The 20864-nt window shown below is 70.1% G+C and carries 18 protein-coding genes; 12 read left to right on the plus strand and 6 right to left on the minus strand.

What is annotated here, in order from left to right; genetic code table 11:
• Window positions 1-46 precede the first annotated feature (46 nt).
• The 9 genes from DK459_RS03925 (at window position 47) to DK459_RS03965 (ending at window position 11458) form a co-directional block, all read left to right on the plus strand.
• Window positions 47-2188, plus strand: coding sequence for a LamG-like jellyroll fold domain-containing protein (locus DK459_RS03925; RefSeq protein ID WP_233256753.1), 2142 nt, complete (start codon window positions 47-49; stop codon window positions 2186-2188).
• Between the two features lie 142 nt (window positions 2189-2330).
• Window positions 2331-3851 carry an amidohydrolase family protein gene (locus DK459_RS03930; protein WP_110134468.1) on the plus strand — a complete coding sequence of 507 codons (1521 nt, stop codon included), beginning with the start codon at window positions 2331-2333 and terminating at the stop codon, window positions 3849-3851.
• An 84-nt stretch (window positions 3852-3935) separates the two neighbouring features.
• Window positions 3936-5030 (plus strand): ABC transporter substrate-binding protein, encoded by a 1095-nt coding sequence (locus tag DK459_RS03935; protein WP_054498939.1) that lies wholly within the window; start codon window positions 3936-3938, stop codon window positions 5028-5030.
• 13 nt (window positions 5031-5043) lie between these two features.
• A complete protein-coding gene (locus DK459_RS03940; RefSeq protein WP_020927740.1) occupies window positions 5044-5874 on the plus strand; it encodes an ABC transporter permease in 831 nt (276 codons plus the stop codon).
• Window positions 5871-6695 (plus strand): ABC transporter permease, encoded by an 825-nt coding sequence (locus DK459_RS03945; protein ID WP_006384349.1) that lies wholly within the window; start codon window positions 5871-5873, stop codon window positions 6693-6695. Before DK459_RS03940 ends, DK459_RS03945 begins: the two co-directional genes overlap by 4 nt.
• An 18-nt stretch (window positions 6696-6713) precedes the next feature.
• Entirely contained in the window at window positions 6714-7580 is an 867-nt protein-coding gene (locus DK459_RS03950; RefSeq protein WP_110134469.1) for an ABC transporter ATP-binding protein, read from the plus strand.
• Window positions 7581-7638: 58 nt separating this feature from the next.
• Window positions 7639-9015: an LLM class flavin-dependent oxidoreductase gene (locus DK459_RS03955; protein WP_026385049.1), complete on the plus strand. Its 1377-nt coding sequence runs from the start codon at window positions 7639-7641 to the stop codon at window positions 9013-9015.
• A 185-nt stretch (window positions 9016-9200) separates the two neighbouring features.
• A complete protein-coding gene (locus DK459_RS03960; protein ID WP_026385050.1) occupies window positions 9201-9914 on the plus strand; it encodes a glutamine amidotransferase in 714 nt (237 codons plus the stop codon).
• Between the two features lie 68 nt (window positions 9915-9982).
• Window positions 9983-11458, plus strand: a complete 1476-nt coding sequence (locus DK459_RS03965) for a hypothetical protein (RefSeq protein ID WP_110134470.1) — start codon at window positions 9983-9985, stop codon at window positions 11456-11458.
• Window positions 11459-11504: 46 nt separating this feature from the next.
• Here the strand turns inward: DK459_RS03965 and copD are convergent, their stop codons facing one another.
• From copD to DK459_RS03980, 3 genes are all read right to left on the minus strand, one after another.
• Entirely contained in the window at window positions 11505-12392 is an 888-nt protein-coding gene (gene copD / locus DK459_RS03970; RefSeq protein WP_146221874.1) for a copper homeostasis membrane protein CopD, read from the minus strand.
• Window position 12393: 1 nt separating this feature from the next.
• Window positions 12394-12750, minus strand: coding sequence for a copper homeostasis periplasmic binding protein CopC (copC, locus tag DK459_RS03975; RefSeq protein ID WP_024068896.1), 357 nt, complete (start codon window positions 12748-12750; stop codon window positions 12394-12396).
• 166 nt (window positions 12751-12916) lie between these two features.
• A complete protein-coding gene (locus DK459_RS03980; RefSeq protein WP_110134595.1) occupies window positions 12917-13375 on the minus strand; it encodes a DUF2946 family protein in 459 nt (152 codons plus the stop codon).
• A gap of 109 nt (window positions 13376-13484) precedes the next feature.
• Between DK459_RS03980 and DK459_RS03985 the strand changes: the two genes are divergently transcribed.
• Entirely contained in the window at window positions 13485-14186 is a 702-nt protein-coding gene (locus tag DK459_RS03985; protein WP_233256754.1) for a ProQ/FinO family protein, read from the plus strand.
• A gap of 90 nt (window positions 14187-14276) precedes the next feature.
• Here DK459_RS03985 and DK459_RS03990 read toward each other — a convergent pair whose 3' ends face one another.
• The 3 genes from DK459_RS03990 to garD are packed head-to-tail and all read right to left on the minus strand — an operon-like array spanning window position 14277 to window position 17958.
• Complete coding sequence (locus tag DK459_RS03990; RefSeq protein WP_054447549.1) at window positions 14277-15254, minus strand: tripartite tricarboxylate transporter substrate binding protein; 978 nt, start codon at window positions 15252-15254, stop codon at window positions 14277-14279.
• A 24-nt stretch (window positions 15255-15278) separates the two neighbouring features.
• Window positions 15279-16325: an SMP-30/gluconolactonase/LRE family protein gene (locus tag DK459_RS03995; RefSeq protein WP_110134471.1), complete on the minus strand. Its 1047-nt coding sequence runs from the start codon at window positions 16323-16325 to the stop codon at window positions 15279-15281.
• A gap of 58 nt (window positions 16326-16383) precedes the next feature.
• The gene (garD, locus tag DK459_RS04000; protein WP_110134472.1) at window positions 16384-17958 is read right to left on the minus strand and encodes a galactarate dehydratase; all 1575 of its coding nucleotides are present in this window, start codon (window positions 17956-17958) and stop codon (window positions 16384-16386) included.
• A gap of 250 nt (window positions 17959-18208) precedes the next feature.
• Between garD and kdgD the strand changes: the two genes are divergently transcribed.
• Complete coding sequence (kdgD, locus tag DK459_RS04005; RefSeq protein ID WP_024068902.1) at window positions 18209-19123, plus strand: 5-dehydro-4-deoxyglucarate dehydratase; 915 nt, start codon at window positions 18209-18211, stop codon at window positions 19121-19123.
• A 59-nt stretch (window positions 19124-19182) separates the two neighbouring features.
• On the plus strand, window positions 19183-20763 hold the full coding sequence (locus tag DK459_RS04010) for an aldehyde dehydrogenase (NADP(+)) (protein ID WP_053498106.1): 1581 nt from the start codon (window positions 19183-19185) through the stop codon (window positions 20761-20763).
• Window positions 20764-20864: the final 101 nt, after the last annotated feature.

The following is a 20864-nucleotide window of genomic DNA, read 5'->3' on the forward strand; positions in this document are numbered from 1 at the left end:
TAACACGTTCGTCATTCGGCGTTCCTAAGCTTCCCACTTTTTCTGAATGGGCAGCACACAGATGGCGCACGACACGCAAGACGGCAAGCACGGCATTGCCACGATTTCCAACAACCTGCCGACGGCGGCCGATCCGCGCCGGCGCAGCCTGCTGAAAGCCGGCTTTGGCGCCACGCTGCTGCCGGTGGGCGGCTCGCTGCTGCTTTCGGCCTGCTCCAGCGATGACGACGACGATGAGGACAGCCCGTCGACCGGCACGCCCGCGCCGCAACCGAAGAACATCTCCAGCTTCGCCGTGGCCGTGCTGCCGGACACGCAGTTCTACTCGCGCTACGCCACCGACGCCGAGAACCAGCAGTTCATGCGCAAGTACGGCAGCGAGCCGTACAAGGCCCAGACGCAGTGGGTCGCGGACCATGCCAGGTCGCTGGGCATCCCCTTCCTGATCCACCTGGGCGACGTGGTCGACCAGCAGGGCAAGCCGGACCAGTGGACCGTGGCCAGCTCGGCCATGAAGATCCTGGAAGACGCCAAGGTGCCGTATTCGATCCTGGCGGGCAATCACGATGTGATCCGGGACCGTGATTACATCGACAAAGCCCACATGGACGAAGACTCCGATGCCGATCGCATTCTGGCGAACGAACCCTATCTGAAGGCCTTCGGGCCCGAACGCGCGGCCAAGCAGGCCACCTTCGGTGGCCGTGATCCCAGCGGCTTCCACGAATACCATGTCTTCGAGGCCGAGGGCCAGAAATTCATGGTGCTGTCATTGTCGTGGCGCATCTCCACGGCCGCCCTGGCCTGGGCCAACCAGGTCATCCGCGCCAATCCGACGCTGCCGGTGATCCTCGTCAACCACCAACTGCTCAACATCGACAAGGACGGCGTCAGCCCGCTCGAAGTGCCGTATGGCCTGATGCTGTGGGACAAGCTGATCCGCGACAACGACCAGATCTTCATGACCCTGAACGGCCACTACCATGGCGCCGCGCGCCTGACCAAGATGAATGCCTTCGGCAACGCGGTCGAGGAAATGGTGGTGGACTACCAGATGGCCTACCAGGGTGGCAACGGCCTGATGCGGCTGTATGAATTCGACCTGAGCAACAACGAGATCCGGGTGCTGTCGTTCTCGCCCTGGGTGCCGCAGAAGCCCAAGGACACGCTCAACGCCTTCGACCAGGCGGTGCTGACGGGCGCCAATGAGCAATTCACCATCAAGATGGATTTCGCCAAGCGCTTTGGCGGCTTCAACAAGACGTTCCAGGCCGCCGCGCCGACGCACACCTCGCTGGTGGACCAGGCCCGCGCGCTGATCCTGGCCAACTACACCGACCCCACCGCCAACGCGCAGAAGCCCGCGGTCGACAGCGACGACTACCCGCAGGTGCCGGGCACGCTGGCGCACTGGCGCTTCTTCGGCGGCGCCGATGGCCAGCCGGTGCCGGTGGGCCAGGTGATCCAGGACCGGGCCGGCCTCAACCCCATCAGCCGCGCCGCGCTCAACATCGACGGCGTGGCCGGCGCCCAGCTGGGCGACCTGGTGTGGTCCAGCGACCATCACTACCTGTCGGCGGCGCCCGGCTCGGTGCGCTTTCTCAACACCGACAAGAACACCGGCCGCATGAGCTATTTCAGCACCGCCACCTCGGCGGTGCTGAACGCCGAGACCGTGCCCAACGGCTACACGGTGGAAGCCTTCATCAAGATCGACCGCGATTGGACCTCGCAGAAAAATGCCTGGATGAACATCATGACGCGCGACGGCAAGCGCGGCGACCTGCCCGGCTACAGCGGCGGCGACCCGGAATCGCCGCCCCTGTTGTTCGCCATCTCCAGCCTGCGCGAAGTGCAATGGGAGGTGGTGCCCGAGCGCAGCGGCGCGCGCGAAGCCAAGGCCAACTGGTCCGGCGAGATCATCGCCGACAAATGGATGCACGTGGCCATCGTCAACGACGGCGCCACGCACGAGACCATCCTGTACGTCGAAGGCGCCCCGGTGCTGCGCAACGTGGCCGACGCCCCTGGCCTGGCGACGCTGGCCGCCAACATGCCGTGGATCATCGGCGCCGGGTCGTGGGACGGCGCGCGCGCCGACGGCTTCTTCGGCAGCATCGGCGAAATCCGCATCGTCAACCAGGCGCTCAAGCCCGCGCAGTGGCTGACGGCGCGCCGCGGCGGCTGATCGGGCGGCCTGGTTATTTAGTCATGACGCACAACTAAACAACCAATCCTTCGTTGGGCGCCGCGCGGCGCTCCCGTAATGTTTGCCAGGCAAGCAGGGAATTCCCCTGCGCCTCGCGACATGAACTACGGAGAGCGCCAGCATGAACCAGCCTTTGCACCCGAGCCAAGCGTCACGATCCGCCGCCGTCAAGGCGACGCTGGACTACCCGGTGATCGACACCGACGTGCACGTCAACGACTACGCGCCGGTCCTGGAGGACTACGTCCAGCACTACGGCGGCGGCAAGCTGGTGGATGCCTTGCGCAAGGCCCTCGGTTCGCGCTTTGCCACCAGGAGCGGCGGCAAGGACTGGTACCAGCAGACCCCGGCCGAGCGCCAGGACAACCGCACCCTGCGCTCGCCCTGGTGGGCGCGGGTCACGCGCAACACGCTGGACCTGGCCACCTACACCCTGCCGGAGCTGCTCAACGAACGCCTGGCCGAGCAAGGCGCGGACTATTCCGTGCTGTTTCCCAACGACGTGCTGGCGCCGCTGGGCGCCGGCGATGAGTTCCGCCAGCCGCTGCACCGCGCCATCAACCACTTCCATGCGGACCAGTACCGCAAGTACAGCGACCGCCTGACGCCGGTGGCCGGCATTCCTCTGAACACGCCGCAGGAAGGCATCGAGGAACTGGAATTCGCGGTCAAGACGCTGGGGCTGAAGGTCATCAACATCGCCGGCGGCGTCAAGCGGCCGATCAAGGCGATCGCGCGCAAGTATCCCGCCGCCGACCATCCCGAGATCGCCCGGCACGCCAGCTACATCGACTTCTACGGCATCGACAGCGAGTACGACTACGACCCGTTCTGGGCCAAGGTGGTCGCGCTGGGCGTGCCGGTCACCACGCACTACGGCAGCCAGGGCTGGACCGGGCGCCATTCCATCAGCAACTACATGTTCAACCACATCGGCCACTTCGCCGATGGCTCGCAGGCCTTCGCCAAGGCGCTGTTCTTCGGCGGCGTCACGCGGCGCTTCCCGAACCTGCGCGTGGCGCTGCTGGAAGGCGGCGCCGACTGGGGCTCGCACGTCTACACGCACCTGGTGGACCGCTGGGAAAAGCGCAACCGCGCCGCGGTGCAGAACTACAACCCGGCCAACGCCGACGTGGCGCTGCTGCACGAGCTGTTCCAGCGCTACGGCGCCGACTTCATCCGCGGCCGCGACATCGACCCGCAGCAGCTGCTGCGCGACAGCCTGGGCATCTCGGCCCTGCCGCACAGCCGCGACCCGCACCCGGACGAGCTGGACGACTTCGCCGCCGCCGGCATCGAATCGGTCGAGGACATCCGCAAGCGCTGGGTCGACAGCTTCTACTTCGGCTCGGAATCCGACGACCGCACCGTGGCGGCGGCCTTCAACGACAAGGTCAACCCGCTGGGCGTGAAGATCAACGCCATCTGGTCCTCGGATATCGGCCACTGGGACGTGCCCGACCTGACCGCGCCGCTGGCCGAAAGCTGGGACCTGGTCGAACAGGGCGTGATCAGCGCGCAGGACTTCAAGGCGCTGGTGTTCGGCAACCCCTACCGCTTCTACACCGAGGCCAATCCGGCCTTCTTCCAGGGCACCGCCATCGAGCGCAAGCTCGCCGCGCCGGCCCGCGCGGCCGCCTGATCCTGCCCGTGCGTGGTTTGCCTGCCAGCAGGCCGGCGTGATGCCGGCCCGCTGCCCGATTCCTTCCTGAACGAGCCTTTTTCCATGAAGTCATTGATGATCCTGAGTAAACGCGTTGCCGCGCTGGGCCTGGTGGCCCTGGCGGCGTGGGGCGGCAGCGCCCGGGCCGCCGATGTCATCCGCGTCGGCGTGGCCACCGCCGGCGGCGGCGATCCGATCACCTGGGGCGGTTCGCCCGGCGGCGTGGTGCGCGTCAACCAATGGCTGGAACAGGCCTTCGCCGCGGACGGCGTCAAGGTCGAGTGGCTGTTCTTCAAGGGCGCGGGTCCGGCCGTCAACGAAGCGCTGTCGAACAAGCAGATCGACTTCGCCTACCAGGGCGACCTGCCGCAGGTGGTGGGCCGCGCGAACGGCCTGAAGACCAAGCTGCTGCTGGTCAGCGGCGCGCGCAACAACCTGTACCTGGTGGCGCCGCCGAATTCCCCGCTCAAGTCCATCGAGGACCTGAAGGACCGCAAGGTGTCGATCTTCCGCGGCACCAACGGCCACCTGGTGGCAATCAACGTGCTGGCCGCGCATGGCCTGGCCGAGCGCGACATCAAGGGCGTCAACCTGGATGCCGGCAGCGCCCAGGCGGCGCTGGTGTCCAACGGCGTGGACGCGGCCTTTGGCGGCTACGAATGGTTCAAGGTGCGCGACCAGGGCCTGGCCAAGGTCATCTACAGCACCCAGGGCCAGGACCCGGCCTACACCCGCCAGGCCTCGCTGCTGGTGCGCGAGGACTTCGAGCGCGAGAATCCCGCCCAGGTGCAGAAGGTGGTGGACGTGTTCGTGCGCGCCGCGCAGTGGTCGTCCGACGAGAAGAACCGCGACGCCCTCTTCAAGATCTGGGAAAAGAGCGGCGTGCCCTACGCCTCGTGGCAGGCCGAGTTCGACAAGCAGGACCTGGCCTCGCGCAACTCGCCGCTGATCGACGACTTCATCATCGCCCGCTACAAGGCGGTGGTGGCCGACGCCGCCAAGCTCAAGCTGATCCGCCGCGAGGTCTCGCTGGACGGCTGGTTCGATCCGCGCTACCTGCAGAATGCGCTCAAGGCCCAGGGGCTGGAGCGCTACTGGACCGCGTTCGACGCCGCCGGCAAGCCGGTGTCCGGCCCGGCGCAGGCCGCGGCGCGCTGACCGGAGCGCCGCCATGTCCTCGCTTTCCCCTATTGCCCTGCCGCGCCCGGCCCCGGCGCCGGCCTGGGCGCGCCAGGCGGCCTGGACCGCCGCGCCCTGGCTGCTGCCGCTGGCGCTGCTGACGCTGTGGCAGACCGGCGCCAGCCAGGGCTGGATCTCGCCGCAGGTGCTGCCGCCGCCCGCCTTCGTCTGGGACACCCTGCGCGACCTGGCGACCAGCGGCGACCTGTGGCTGAACACCCGCGCCAGCCTGCAACGGGTGCTGGTCGGCTTTGCCCTGGGCAGCCTGCTGGGGCTGCTGCTGGGCACGGCGATGGGTTTGTCTCGCCGGCTCGAGGCCTACGTGCTGCCGACCTTCAACGCGCTGGTGCAGATCCCGGTGCTGGCCTGGCTGCCGTTCGTGCTGCTGATCGTCGGCATCGGCGAACCGCTCAAGTACATCCTGATCGCCAAGGCGGCGCTGGTGCCGGTCACGCTCAATACCTTGCAGGGCTTTCGCCAGGCCAGCCCGGCGCTGCGCGAAGTGGCGCGGGTTTATGGCTACAGCCGGCGCCAGGAGGTGCTGGAGGTGGTCGTGCCGCTGGCGCTGCCGACGCTCTTCACCGGGCTGCGGCTGGGCTTCACCAAGGCCTGGCTGTCGCTGGTGGTGGTGGAGCTGGTGGCGTCCAGCGAAGGCCTGGGCTACCTGATCGTCTATGGCCGGCAGTTGTTCCAGCTGGACCTGGTGATGGCCGCGGTGATCGTGGTGGGCGCCATCGGCTATGCCATCGACCGGCTGCTGGATTGGGCCGAGACGCGCCTGATCCAGGGCCGCCCCACCCTCACCGCGCAGGCACGCCCATGAACGCCGCCACTTCCGCCTCCCGCGATGCCGCCGAGCTGGCGCTGTCGCAACCGCTGGCCGTGCGCGCCGGCGGCCGCTGGCGCGGCCTGGTGCTGCCGCTGGCCGCCATCGCGTTGTGGTGGTTGCTGGCGCGCATCGACCTGGTGAATTCGGCCCTGCTGGTGTCGCCCGAAAAAGTGCTGGCCACCGCCGCCGACCAGATCCTGGGCGGCAAGCTGTGGCGCGCGCTCGGCGCCAGCCTGGGCCGCGAGCTGACCGGCTTTGCCATCGGCACGGTCGCGGGCCTGCTGCTGGGCGTGCTGCTGGGCCTGTCGCCCGCCTTCAACCGGCTGGTCGGCCCCAGCTTCAACACCTTCAAGCAGATCTCGCTGTTCGCCTGGATCCCGCTGATCTCGGTGTGGTTCGGGCTGGGCGACACCGCCAAGGTGGTGTTCCTGTCGCTGGCGGCGCTGGTGCCGGTGGTGGTCAACACCTGCGACGGCGTGCGCAACACCCCGCCCAAGCTGCTGGAGGTGGCGCGGGTGTACGGCTACAGCCGCTGGCAGACCTTCGCCCAGGTGGTGCTGCCGGCCGCCGCGCCCGCCATCTTCACCGGCGTCTATCTGGCGCTGATCTACTCCTGGCTGGCCACCATCGGCGCCGAATACCTGCTGGTGGCGGGCGTCGGCATCGGCAACCTGCTGATCGAGGGCAGCGAACATTTCCAGATGGACCTGGTGATCTTCGGCATGTTCGTGGTCGGGGTGATCGGCTGGCTCATGAACGCCCTGGCCCGCGTGGCCGAACGCCGGCTCGCGCGCTTGCGCGGGCAGGACCAATAACCGCAGGAAGACTCAGGCATGACTCAACATACTTCGCTGGACCTGTCGCTACAGGCGGTCGGCAAGCGCTATCCCAGCGCCCAGGCCGAAGGCGGCGTGCTGCAGGTGCTCACGGGCGTGGACCTGGAGATCCCCGTCGGCCAGTTCGTTTCCATCGTCGGCGCCAGCGGCTGCGGCAAGTCCACCCTGCTGCGCCTGATCCTGGGGCTGGACGACACCTATGAGGGCGCCATCACCCTGGGCGGCGAACCGGTGCGCGGCACCGGCCCGGAACGCGGCATCGTGTTCCAGGACCACCGCCTGTTCCCCTGGCTGACGGTGGCGCAGAACATCGCCGTGGGGCTGCGCAACGCCGCCATCTCCACCAGCGAAAAGCGCGACCGCGTGGCCGAACATGTCGCCCTGGTGGGACTGGAGGGGTTCGAGCAGTCGTACCCGCACCAGATCTCCGGCGGCATGGCGCAGCGCGTGGCGATCGCCCGCGGCCTGGTCAACCGGCCGCGCGTGCTGCTGCTGGACGAACCCTTTGGCGCGCTCGACGCGCTGACCCGCGCCCGGCTGCAGACCGAGTTGCAGCGCATCTGGCAGAAAGAGCGCATCACCATGATCCTGGTGACGCACGACGTCGAGGAAGCGGTCTACCTGGGAGACCGGGTGGTCATCATGCAGCCGCGCCCGGGGCGCATCCGCCGCGTCGTCGACGTGCCGCTGCCGCATGCCCGCAACCGCAGCGACCCGCGCTTCATCCGCCTGCGCGACGACGTGCTGTCCGACTTCCTGGAGCCGGACGGCGCGCCGGCCGACGACAGCCCGCCGCTGGGCGCCGACGCGGCCGCCGGCGTGCCCGCGCTGCCGTCGCTGGCCTCGCTGCGCATGGCCTGGTGAGATCCCCGTTCCGCTTCCCGGCTACGTTGCCGTCCACCCCATTGCTGGAGTCATCCCCATGACCCGTTCCCCGCGCCAGATCAAGCTTGGCGCCTTCCTGATGCAGACCGGCCATCACATCGCCGCCTGGCGCCATCCCGACGCCCAGGCCGACGCGCCGGTCAATTTCCGCCACTACGCCGAGCTGGCGCGTCGCGCCGAGGCCGCCAAGTTCGACGCCATCTTCCTGGCCGACTCGGTCGGCGTGCGCAACACCGACCTGGCGTCGCTGTCGCGCACCGCGCGCAGCGACCACTTCGAGCCGCTGACGCTGCTGTCGGCGCTGGCCGCCGTGACCGAGAAAATCGGCCTGATCGCCACGGTTTCGACCACCTACAACGAGCCGTACCACGTGGCGCGCAAGTTCGCCTCGCTCGACCACATCAGCGGCGGCCGCTCGGGCTGGAACCTGGTCACTTCCAGCGGCCAGGGCGAGGCGCAGAACTTCAACCTGGACGAGCACGTCGAGCACGCCCGCCGCTATGCCCGCGCCGCCGAGTTCCACGACGTGGTGCTGGGCCTGTGGGACAGCTGGGAGGACGACGCCTTCCTGCGCGACAAGCACAGCGGCCAGTATTTCGACCCGGCCAAGCTGCATCCGCTGCGCCATCGCGGCGAGCATTTCTCGGTGCGCGGGCCGTTGAACGTGTCGCGTTCGCCGCAGGGCCGCCCGGTGGTGGTGCAGGCTGGCGCCTCGCCCGCCGGGCGCGACCTGGCGGCGCGCACCGCCGAGGTCATCTTCGTGGCGCACCAGACCTTCGACGAGGCCCGCGCCTTCTACCGCGACATCAAGGGCCGCGCCGTTGAATACGGCCGCGATCCCGACGACATCAAGATCATGCCCGGCATCTTCCCCGTGATCGGCCGCAGCCAGGCCGAAGCCGAGGACAAGTTCGCGCGCCTGCAGGACCTGATCCATCCGGTCGTCGGGGTGCAGTTGCTGTCCAACATGATCGGCGGCTTCGACCTGTCGGGGTATCCGGTAGACGGCCCCCTGCCCGACATTCCGGAGACCAACGGCGGCAAGAGCCGCCAGCAATTGCTGATCGACCTGGCGCGGCGCGACAACCTGACGATCCGCCAGCTCTACCTGCGCATCGCCGGGGCGCGTGGCCACCAGCAGGTGGTCGGCACGCCGCAAAGCGTGGCCGATCAGTTGCAGCAATGGTTCGAGGAAGACGGCGCGGACGGCTTCAACATCATGTCGCCGTGGCTGCCCGGCGGGCTGGACGACTTCATCGAGCTGGCGCTGCCGGAACTGCGCCGCCGCGGCCTGTTCCGCACCGAATACAGCGGCGCCACGCTGCGCCAGCATCTGGGCCTGGCGCGGCCGGCGCACCGCGCCGTGGCGGCGGCGTCCGCATCCCGCCGCGAGCGCGAGGCCGCCACACTGTGAGACGACGGGCCGGCCCTGCGGGACAGGGCCACGGCCGCGTCCATGGCCCGGCGTCCGGCAGCCGGCTCCGGGCCGATATCATTCCCGCTCATAGCAGATAGCCGGCCCGGGCTATTGATGAATGGGCGCGGCGGCCTCATCATTGCGCGGGGCCCCACCCGGGCGCCGCCGATTCCGCCACCGCCATGCCTCACCGACCGCTAGCCATCCTGCAAATGGGCCGACCGCCCGAAGACCTGCGCGCTATCCATGGCGAACAGGCCGACTGGATCACGGCGGCCCTGGCGGGCGTCGGCACGCCGCTGGCGGTCATCCATCCGGCCGCCGGCGAGGCCCTGCCCGATCCGGCCACGCTGCGCGGCGCGGTGCTGACGGGCTCGTGGGCCATGGTCACCGACCGCGAGCCCTGGAGCGAGCGCACCGCGCAATGGCTGCGCGATGCCATGGCGGCGCAGTTGCCGCTGCTGGGCATCTGCTACGGCCACCAGCTCATGGCTCACGCTTTCGGCGGCGAGGTCGATTACCACCCGCGCGGCCGCGAGATCGGGCTGCACGCCGTTGCGCGCCTGCCCGCCGCCGCGGCCGATCCGCTGCTGGCGGGGTTGCCCGAGCGCTTTCCCGCCCATCTCACGCACGAGCAGAGCGTGCTGCGGCCGCCGGCCGGCGCCACCGTGCTCGCCGGCACCGCCCACGATCCGCACCAGATCCTGCGCTACGGCCCGCGCGCGCTGTCGGTGCAGTTCCATCCGGAATTCACCGCCGGGCTGATGGACGCGTGCCTGGCGCGGCGCCAGGACTTCCTGGCGGCCGAAGGCCATGACGTGACCGCGCTGCGCGCCGCCCTGGCGCCCACGCCGCACGCGCTGGGCATCCTGCGCGCTTTCGCGGCGGCCTGCTGAGCCGTGGCGCGCAACGCAACCGGTTCGCGCCGCGCCCGCCGCGCATCCGACCAGGCGGGCCGCGCGCCATGATGTACCTGCTGTGGTCCCTGCCTGCGCTGGTGGTCATTGGCGCCATCGCCAGCGGCCGCCTCAACACCACCCTGGCCGCCGTGCTGGGGCTGCTGGCGGCCATTGCGGTGGCGCTGTTCGCGGCCCCCGGCGCCTTCGGCGCGGGCGCGCTGGGCCAGGCCCTGTCGCGCGGCCTCTGGATCGGCGGGGTCATCACGCCCTACATCCTGGGCGGCCTGCTGTTCTGGCAGATGGCGGCGCGGGACGCCACGCCCGCTGGCGCCGCATCCGGCGCCGACGCGGCCGGCGCGCCGGCCGATCCCCTGGCGCGCCGCCGCCTGCTGTTCTTTGCCTGTTTTCTGGTGGGGCCGTTCGCCGAATCGGCCACCGGCTTCGGCGTCGGCATGCTGGGCACCGTGCTGCTGATCCGTCCGCTCGGTTTCAAGCCGCGCGAACTGATGGTCTTCGCGCTGCTGAGCCAGACCCTGATTCCCTGGGGCGCGATGGGCAGCGGCACGCTGCTGGCCTCCGCCTATGCGCGCGTGCCGCCGGCCCAGCTGGCCCTGTACGGCATGGTGCCCGTGGCCCTGCTGATGGGCGTGTGGTTGGCGCTGTTCTGGACCACGGCGCGGCGCACCGGCCTGCCGGCGACGATGGCCGAACGCGGGCGCGAGACGGCCTGGATGCTGGCCAGCCTGGCCCTGCTGACGGCCGCCACCGCGCTGCTGGGCCCCGAGACCGCCTTGCTGGCCGCCTATGGCCCCCTGATCGTGCTGCGCTTCGCGCTGGACCGGCGGCCCGGCCGCGCGCAATTGCGGGCCGCCGCCCGCGGCGCGCTGCCGTATATCGTGCTGATCGCCTGCCTGGTCGCCACGCGCCTGGTGCCGGCGCTGAACCAGGGCCTGGCCTCGCTGGCGCGTTTCAGTCCCTACGCCGACCTGCCCGCCTGGGCGCCGTTCCTGCATGCCGGCAGTTGGCTGATCGGCGGCGCGCTGCTGATGGCGGCCATGCGCCGCCGGCCGGGCCTGCTCGCCGCCAACGCGCGCCATGCCTGGCGCACCGGCAGGCATGCGGTGCTTTCGGTATTCCTGTTCGCGATGATGGCCGAAGTGCTGGCGGGCGCCGGCATTTCACAGGCCTACGCCGACGGCCTGTTCCGCGCCCTCGGCGACTGGACCCTGCTGATCACGCCGCTCATGGCCGGCGCGTTCGGCATCCTGGCCAACAGCGGCAACGCGCCCAACAGCCTCTTCATGCCATCGCAGCTGTCGCTGGCGCTGCACGCCGGCCTGAGCCTGCCCGCGGCGGCGGCGCTGCTGCACGTATCCGGCACGTCGATGGGGTTCTTCTCGCCGGTGCGCATGTCCATCGCCGCCGGCCTGGCACGCGGCCATGGCCAGGAGCGGCCCGTGTACGTGCAGCTGCTGCCGTTCGCGCTGGCCGCCTTCGCCCTGCTGCTGGCGCTGGCGCTGTTGCTGGTGCTGGCGGGATGACGGCGGCCAGCGCGAACGGCCTTCAAGACGCCTTTCACGACACCCTCTACGACGGCGACATCAACCCCAACCCGCCCACGATGACCAGCACCGCGGCGCCCAGCAGCATTTCGCAGATCGTATTGCGCCGGATGGCATGCAGGGCCAGGGCCGGCTCGGCCCGGATGCGCGCGATCCAGCGATAGCGATTGGCCAGCGCCAGCCCGGTCATCGCCAGCGCCAGCGCGATCTTGAGCAACAGCACGCGCACATAGTCCCACCCCGCATCCGGCAATGCCGGCCCCAGGATCAGCGCCGCATTGGCCACGCCGCTGAGCAGCAAGACCGCCACGGCGACATGCCCCCAGGCGGAAAAGCGCAGCAGCGCGCGGGCGGCCTCGGCGCGATCCCGCGGACGTTGCCAGGCCGCCAGCCATGACAGGAACACCGGCAGCGATCCCAGCCAGAACGCGGCCGCCAACAGGTGCAGATAGTCGCTGGCCGTGTGCGCCAGGCCCCAGCCGCCTTCGTGCACCGCGGCGTGGCCGCTGAATGCCAGCGGCGCCAATGCCACGGCCGCCGGCCCCGCCAGCCAAGATGGCCGGCCCGGCCGCAGCCCCAGCGCCACGCCCAGCACGGCGGCCGCGCACAGGGCGCGCGCCACCCAGGCCTGGCCGTAGCCGGTCTGCAGGGTGACCGTGTCCAGCATCTCGCCGTCCAGCATCGCCCGCCAGTCGCCGGCGATGCTGGCGGCCTGCAACGGCAACAGGCACAGTGTGGCCACCAGTCCCGCCGCGCCGATGCGCAGCAGGGCCGGCCGCAGCGCGGTCTCGGCGGCCACCCCCAGGCGCGGCGAGCCGCCCAGCGCCAGCATCGCGCTGGCGCCGAACAGCACCGCCGCCGCGCCGGCGCTGACGGCCCGGCACAGCGCGAACACGACCCACAAGGCGTCCATTTCAGGGCTTGACCGTGAACGTCCAGGCACCGTTGGTTTTGTGGCCGTCCTTGGACAAGGCCTGCCATTTCACGGTGTAGGCGCCCGCCGGCAAGGGTGTGGCCACGGGCAACACCAGCGTCTTGTCATCACCCGGCGCCGGCGCGGCCTTGGCCGCGACGGCCTGCTTGCCGGCCGTGTCCAGCACGGTCAGCGACGAAAAGGCGGGCTCCAACCCTTCGGAGAAAGTGGCCGTCACCGAAGACGGCGCGGCCACCTCGGCCTTGTCGGCCGGCGTGGCGCGTTGCAGGTGGGCGTGGGCCCAGGCCCATTGCGGGGCGAGCACGAGCGTGGCGGCGATGAATGCGGGTTTGAACATGATCGGACTCCAAAGTGACGGCGGCGCGCGGCCGCGCGAAAAGAATGGCGCGGGCGCCGAAAGCGGATCGGACGCGCGCGAAACGAACGGTTTGGGTATCGACGACCGGTGCGCGCCCGCGTCGCGCGCCACAGGAATGGGCGTGCGCGGGGACCGGCGCAAAGGATCAGGCCGCGCGCGGCGGCGCGCGCGATTGCTGCGGCAGCCAGGCCGTGGCGCCCCGCGGGCACGGCCCGGCTTGCGCGGCGCGCGGCAGGGCCGGCGGCTCCAGCGGCAGGCGCCAGGCCAGCCCCGCGAACGCGGGCGGGCCGGCGCCGGCAAGCATGGCGCAACTGGCGGCACAGCAGTGCGGCAAGGTGCCGCCGGCGGCGTGGTTGGAGACGTGGCCAGCGGCCTGGACCGGCGTGGCCGCTACGGCGTCCACGTCGTCCAGCGCCACCACCCGTGGGCCGCTGGCGGTGCAGAGGATGACAGAGGAGGCCCCCTGCCCGGCTGCCGCCGGCAGGGCCGCGCCGAGCGCCGTGGCGGCCACCAGCGACTGGAAAACCAGCAGCCCCGCCGCCAGCCACGCCAGCGCGCGGCGGGCGGCGGCAGACCTGCGCGTAAACGTAACCGGCGTGTGCATCCCCATGGTGCCGACGAGCTTACGACGGCCGCCGGACGCCCGCAACTTCAATCCGACACGCCACAACTGTTATGCTCCACGGTTTCAACATTTGAATTCGCAGCACACCATGGGTCTAGAACAGCTCGCCGCAATCCGAGAACTGCTGTTGAAGCAGGCTCCCGAAGAGGCGGCTTCCAAGAAGAAACCCGCCCGTCCGGCCGCCAACGAAGCGGGGTCGCGCAAGCCCTCCGCGCGGCCGTCCGGCGATGCGGCTGCCGCCCGGAAAAAGCCCGCGCGCGCGCCGGCCGGCGACCGACGCGAAGCGCCGGCGGTCGATCCGGTGCTGATCGCCATTTCGCGACTGCAGCGGCAATTTCCCAAGGCCTTTCCGAAGAAGCCGGCGCCCAAGGTGCCGCTCAAGCTGGGGGTGCTGGAGGACCTGGTGCAACACGCCAAGACCCTGCAGCTCAGCGCCGACGAGATCAAGCAGGCCGTCAAGACCTGGTGTGACGGCCGCCGCTACTGGGATTGCATGGTCGAATCCGCCGCGCGCGTCGACCTGAACGGCGAACCCAACGGCGCCGTCACCGCCAACGAAGCGCAGCACGCCAAGCGCATGGCCTCGCGCCGTCACGCCAAGGCGGGCGGTGGCCGTGGCGGCAAGGGCAATGCCGCCAAGGGCAAGCCGGCCGCCGAAGGCGCCAAGCCGGCGCAGGCCGAGGCTGCCGCGCCCGCCGATGCGGCCGTGGACACGCCGGTGGACGCCTCAGTCGATACGTCGGTGGACACGCCAGCCCAGGCGCCGTCGGACACCCAGAGCGCCGACTGAAACTTCCCATCAGGAAAAAAACGGACCGTGCGGCGCCAGGCGCCGCACGGTCCGCGGTCTTTTGGGGGCCAGCCGTGCCGGCCGCCCGGATCAATCCAGCCGGATGTCGGCGCTCTGCACCACCTTGGCCCAGCGCGCCCGTTCGCTGTTGAAGAACTGCGCCAGTTGCGCCGGATCGCGCACCACGATCTCGGCGCCCTGCTCGTTCAGCTGTGACTTCACGTCGGGCTGATTGACGATCTGGCCCATCAGCGTCGCCAGCAGGTTGGCCGTCTTGTCGGTCGTGGCGGCGGGGGCCATTACGCCCTGCCAGGTCCCGGATTCGAAGCCGGCCACGCCTTGCTCGGAGATGGTCGGAATGTCGGCCACCAGCTGCATGCGTTCCTTCTTGGAGATCGCGATCGCGCGCAGCTTGCCGCCCTTGATGTGCGGCAGCGTCGCCAGCAGCCCGTTCATGATGACCTGGGTCTGGCCGCCTATGGTGTCGGTGACCGCCTGCGAACCGCCCTTGTAGGGCACGTACTCCCATTGCGCGCCGGTGGCCTGCTGCACCGCCACGGCCGCCAGGTGCGGCGCGCTGCCGATCGCGGTGACGGCGAAATTCAGGCGCTGTTTCTTCGACAGCGCCACCAGCTCCGGCACGGTCTTTGCCGGCACGTCGGGATGCACCGCCAGCACGTGCGGCGAATACGCCAGCATGCCGACCGCGCGCAGGTCCTTGGACGGATCGAACGACAGCTTGGTGTAGACCGACGGGCTGATCGCCAGCGCGCCTACGTCGCACAACAGCACCGTATGGCCTTCCTGCGCCGATTGCACCACGATGCCCGCGCCCAGGTTGCCGTTGGCGCCCGGCTTGTTCTCGACCACCACCGTCTGCTTGAGCGCCTCGGCCAGGCGCGGCGCAATCACGCGCGCGATGATGTCCGACGAGCCGCCCGGCGGGTATGGCACCACGATGCGCACGGGCCGGGTCGGCCATGCGTCGGCCTGGGCCCAGGCCGGCGCCCAGTGCGCCGCGCCCAGCGCCGCCGCGCCCAGCAATAACTGCCTTCGGTTCGAATCCATGTTGTCTCCGTTGTGGTATTTGTGTCAGAGGACCCCGCGCGTCTCGACGTAGAGCGCGTAGAGCGAATGGCTGCTCGCCATGAACAGCCGGTTGCGCTTGGCGCCGCCGAAGCACAGGTTGGCGCAGCGCTCGGGCAGGCGGATGTGGCCGATCGGCTTGCCGCCCGGGTTGAAGACCATCACGCCATCGAGTTCCTCCGGCTTGGCGTCGGCGGCGCCATTGCTGCCCCAGCCGCACCACAGGTTGCCGTGCTCGTCGCACTTGATGCCGTCGATGGCGCCGGGACCTTGCGCGTCGATGAACTTGCGCTTGCCCGACAGCTTGCCATCCGCGCCGACGTCATACGCCCACACCACGCGCGCCGGCTTGTGGCGCGATTCGACGATGTAGAGCACGCGCTCGTCCGGCGAAAAGCACAGGCCGTTGGGCCCGGCCAGGTCGTCCAGCGCCAGCTCGACGCGGCCGCTGTCCGCGTCGATGCGATACACCGAATGCGGCAGTTCGGGCTCGGCCTTGTCGCCCTCCCAGTGGCCGCCGATGCCGAAGGGCGGATCGGTGAACCAGATGGCGCCATTGCGCTGGCACACGATGTCGTTGGGCGAATTGAAGCGCTTGCCCGCGTAGCGGTCCGCCAGCACCGTGATGCCGCCGTCGTACTCGGTGCGCGTGACGCGGCGCGTCAGGTGCTCGCAGGCCAGCAGGCGCCCCTGGCGATCGCGCGCCAGCCCGTTGCTGAAATTGGCGGGCTGGCGGAACACGTTGGTGGCGCCGGTGGTCTCGTCCCAGCGGATGATGCGGTCATTGGGGATGTCCGAACACAGCAGATAGCGCCCGTCCCCCACCCACACCGGTCCCTCCAGCCAGCGAAAGCCGGTGGCCAGCTGCTCCACGCTGCTGCTGTAGATGCGGTACTTCGAGAACTCCGGGTCCAGGATGCGCACCGACGGGTCGGGGTAGCGTTGCTGCGGCGTGAAGGCGAAGGATTGCGCCTGCGCCAGGCCGGCGGGCGCCAGCGCCAGGGCGCCCAGCAGCCGGCGCCGGCCGGCCTGCATCAGGGGGCTGTGGTCCATCGATGGTCTCCTCTTGGTATGTTCGGCGATGGCCTTGCGTTGAAAGCGGCGACGGCAATCAGGTCACGGGACCGGGATTGAACAGCGCCAATGCGTTGTGCAGCTTGAGTTTTTCCGCGCAGCTCTGGCGCCGTCCGCTGGCCACGTCGAGCATCAGCCGGAACAGTTCCCAGCCCACCTCTTCGATGCTGGCCTGGCCGGTGGCGATGCGGCCGGCGTCCACGTCCATCAGGTCGTGCCAGCGCCGCGCCAGGTCGCTGCGGGTGGCGACCTTGATCACCGGCACCTGCGCCAGCCCGTAGGGCGTGCCGCGGCCGGTGGTGAAGATGTGCAGGTTCATGCCGGCCGCCAGTTGCAGCGTGCCGCAGATGAAGTCGCTGGCCGGCGTCGCCGCGAAGATCAGCCCCTTGCGGGTCAGCCGCTCGCCCGGCGCCAGCACGCCGTCGATGTTGCAGGTGCCGGACTTGACGATCGAGCCCATGGCCTTTTCGACGATGTTGGACAGGCCGCCCTTCTTGTTGCCGGGGCTGGTGTTGGCGCTGCGGTCGGCGCCGCCGCGCCGCAGGTAATCGTCGTACCAGGCCATCTCGCGCACCAGCGCCTCGGCCACTTCGGGGGTGGCGGCGCGCGCGGTCAACTGGTCGATGCCATCGCGCACTTCGGTGTTTTCCGAGAACATGACGGTGCCTCCGGCACGCACCAGCAGGTCCGCCGCAAAGCCCACCGCGGGATTGGCCGTGACGCCCGAGAAAGCGTCGCTGCCGCCGCACTGCACGCCCACCACCAGATCGGAGACGGGACAGGTCTCGCGGCGGCGGCGGTCCAACCTTTCCAGGTGGCGCTCGGCGGTGCGCATGATGTTGGCGATCATGGACTCGAAGCCGACGTGTTCGTCGTCCTGCAGCACGATGGTGTCGACGCCTTCGCCGCCAGCCATCCCCCGCCCGGCGCGGATCGGGATCGCGCCCGGCGCCAGCAGGCGCTCGGGCTGCAGCTTCTCGCAGCCCAGGCTGACCACCATGGCGGTGCCGCCGAAATTGGGATTGCGGGCAATGTTGTGCAGCGTGCGCACGGGCACCGCCGCGCCCGGCGCGTCGATGGCGACGCCGCAGCCGTAGGTGTGCTCGATACCCACCACCCCGTCGACATTGGGATAACGCGGCAGCAGCTCGCGGCGGATGCGCTCGACCGCGTGTTCCACCACGCCCTGCACGCATTGCACGGTGGTGCTGATGGCCAGGATGTTGCGCGTGCCCACCGTGCCGTCGGCGTTGCGGTAGCCCTCGAAGGTGTAGCCCTCGAGCGGCGCCGGCGGCGCGATCGTGCGCGTGCCCACCGGCAGGTCGTCGAGCGCGCGGGCCGCGGGCATGGTGGTCACCCGTTCGTTGACCCAGCTGCCGCGCGGCAGGTGCCGGGCCGCGTAGCCGACCACGACGTCATAGCGGCGCACCGGCTCGCCAGGCGCCAGGTCGCGCAGCGCCACCTTGTGGCCCTGCGGCACGGCTTCGGCCAGCACCAGGCCGTCCGGCAGCGCCGTGCCCGCCGGCAGCCCGCCGTCGTTGGCGACGATGGCGACGTTGTCCTGCGGGTGAATCCTGATCAGCACGGGCGCTGGGGCGGGCGCGAACGACATGGAGCATCCTCGAAAACGATGCCGCGGGCTGCGGCATCCTATACGTTATCGTACAACTAGAGAGATTATCCATGGACTGATGGCGGCACGCATTGCGGATTTCCCCAGGTATCCGCCGCCACTGCCCTCAGCGATTCCGTCTTATCTTGCTTGAGCCGGAGAAAATCATGTTGTACGATGACGTACCTATTCAACACATGACAGCCCGGCAGCCCCTCTGCCGCGCGTCCGCCACCAACGGATACCGCCCATGACCACGCCGCAGGAACTCAAGGCCATCGTTTCGGAAGGCCTGCTCTCCTTCCCCGTGACCGACTTCGACGCGCAAGGCAATTTCAACGCCCGCTCTTATGCCGGGCGGCTGGAATGGCTCGCGCCCTACGGCGCCACCGCCCTGTTCGCCGCCGGCGGCACCGGCGAGTTCTTCTCGCTGGCGCCGGACGAATACTCGGATGTCATCCGCACCGCCGTGGACACCTGCGCCGGCAAGGTGCCGATCCTGGCCGGCGCAGGCGGTCCCACCCGCGTCGCCATCGCCTATGCCCGCGAGGCCGAGCGCCTCGGCGCCAAGGGCGTGCTGCTGCTGCCCCACTACCTGACCGAGGCCTCGCAACAGGGCATCGCCGACCACGTCGAGCAGGTCTGCAAGGCCGTCAAGATCGGCGTCATCGTCTACAACCGCGCCCAATCGCGCCTGTCGGCCGACAGCCTGGCCCAACTGGCCGAGCGCTGCCCCAACCTGGTCGGTTTCAAGGACGGCGTCGGCGATATCGAGGCCATGGTGCGCATCCGCCGCAAGCTCGGCGACCGCTTCTCGTACCTGGGCGGACTGCCCACCGCCGAGGTCTACGCCGCGGCCTACAAGGCGCTGGGCGTGCCGGTCTACTCGTCGGCCGTCTTCAACTTCGTGCCCAGGACCGCGATGCAGTTCTACCGCGCCGTCGCCGCGCACGACCACGACACCACCAACCGCCTGCTGGACGAGTTCTTCCTGCCGTATCTCGAGATCCGCAACCGCTGCGCCGGCTATGCGGTCAGCATCGTCAAGGCCGGCGCCAGGCTGGTCGGCCACGATGCGGGCCCGGTGCGCGCGCCGCTGACCGACCTGCATCCCGACGAAATGGCCATGCTCGACGCGCTGATCCGCAAGCTGGGCCCCCAATAGACCAGGCGCGGCGCCGCCCGCCCGCCCCCGCTGGGGGCGTTTTCATTCGGAGACACTGCATGACTTTGACCGGCAACATGTTGATCGGCGCCCAGGCCGTAAAAGGCGCGGGCGCGCCGCTGCACGCCATCGACCCGGCCCGCGGCGAACCGCTGCAACCGGCGTTCCACGCCGGCGACGGCGAGGACGTGGCGCGCGCCGCCGAACTGGCCGCCGCCGCCTTCGACCCCTACCGCGCCGCGCCGCTCGAAACCCGCGCGCAATTCCTGGAGAGCATCGCCGAAGGCATCCTGGCGCTGGGCGACGCGCTGATCGAGCGCACCCATCTCGAAACCGGCCTGCCGCTGGCCCGCCTGCAAGGCGAGCGCGGCCGCACCGTGGGCCAATTGCGCCTGTTCGCGCGGGTGGTGCGCGACGGCTACTTCCTGGACGCCACCATCGACCCCGCCCAGCCCGAGCGCCAGCCGCTGCCGCGCGCCGACCTGCGCCTGGCGCAGGTGCCGCTGGGGCCGGTGGCCGTGTTCGGCGCCAGCAACTTCCCGCTGGCGTTCTCGGTGGCGGGCGGCGATACCGCCTCGGCGCTGGCGGCGGGCTGCCCGGTCATCGTCAAGGCCCACAACGCCCACCCCGGCACCGCCGAAATGGTGGGCCGCGTGATCCAGCAGGCGGTGGCCAGGCACGGCCTGCCCGAAGGCGTGTTCTCGCTGCTGTTCGGCGCCGGCAACGAGATCGGCACGGCGCTGGCGACCCACCCCGCCATCACCGCGATCGGGTTCACCGGTTCGCGCCGGGGCGGCCTGGCGCTGGTGGCCGCCGCCAACGCGCGGCCGGTGCCGATCCCGGTGTATGCCGAGATGTCCAGCATCAATCCGGTGTTCCTGCTGCCCGCCGCCCTGGAAGCGCGCGCCGAGACCATCGCCAAGGGCTTCGTCGAATCGCTGGTGCTGGGCGTGGGCCAGTTCTGCACCAATCCCGGCCTGGTGGTCGGCATCGAAGGCCCGGCGCTGGAACGCTTCCGCCAGGCCGCCGGCCAGGCGGTGCAGGCCAAGGGCGCCGCCACCATGCTGACCCCCGGCATCTTCGCCGCCTATTCGCAGGGCGAGCAGGCGCTGGCCGGCCACGCCAGCGTCGCCACGCTGGGACGCGGCGAAGCCTCGCGGCCGGCCGCCAATGCCGCCGGCCCCGCCGTGTTCGGCACCGATGCCGCGCGCTTTCTGGCCTCGCCCGAACTCGAGGCCGAAGTCTTCGGCCCGGCCTCGCTGGTGGTGGCGTGCCGCGACGCCGCGCAGATGCGCCAGGTGGCCGAACACCTGGAAGGCCAGTTGACCGCGACCCTGTTCGTGGACGAGGCCGACACCGAAGCCGCGCGCGCCCTGCTGCCGGTGCTGGAACGCAAGGCCGGCCGGATCCTGGCCAACGGCTATCCCACCGGCGTCGAGGTGAGCCACGCGATGGTGCACGGCGGCCCCTTCCCGGCCACCTCGCGCCCCGCCTCGACCTCGGTCGGCGCCACCGCCATCCGCCGCTTCCTGCGTCCGGTCTGCTACCAGGACCTGCCGGACGCGCTGCTGCCCGATGGTCTCAAGCGCGGTAATCCGCTAGGGCTGCCGCGCATGACCGACGGCGTGCTCGGCGCCTGACGCCACACCCGCCCGGCCGGACATTGCCACGCCGTCCGGCCGCGGGCCGCGCCGTGATCTTCAGGAGCGAGCCGTGGTGCCAAGGTCGACGCGGAACACGC

The sequence above is a fragment of the Achromobacter sp. RW408 genome (genome assembly GCF_003184165.1).
GTDB lineage: Bacteria > Pseudomonadota > Gammaproteobacteria > Burkholderiales > Burkholderiaceae_B > Achromobacter > Achromobacter xylosoxidans.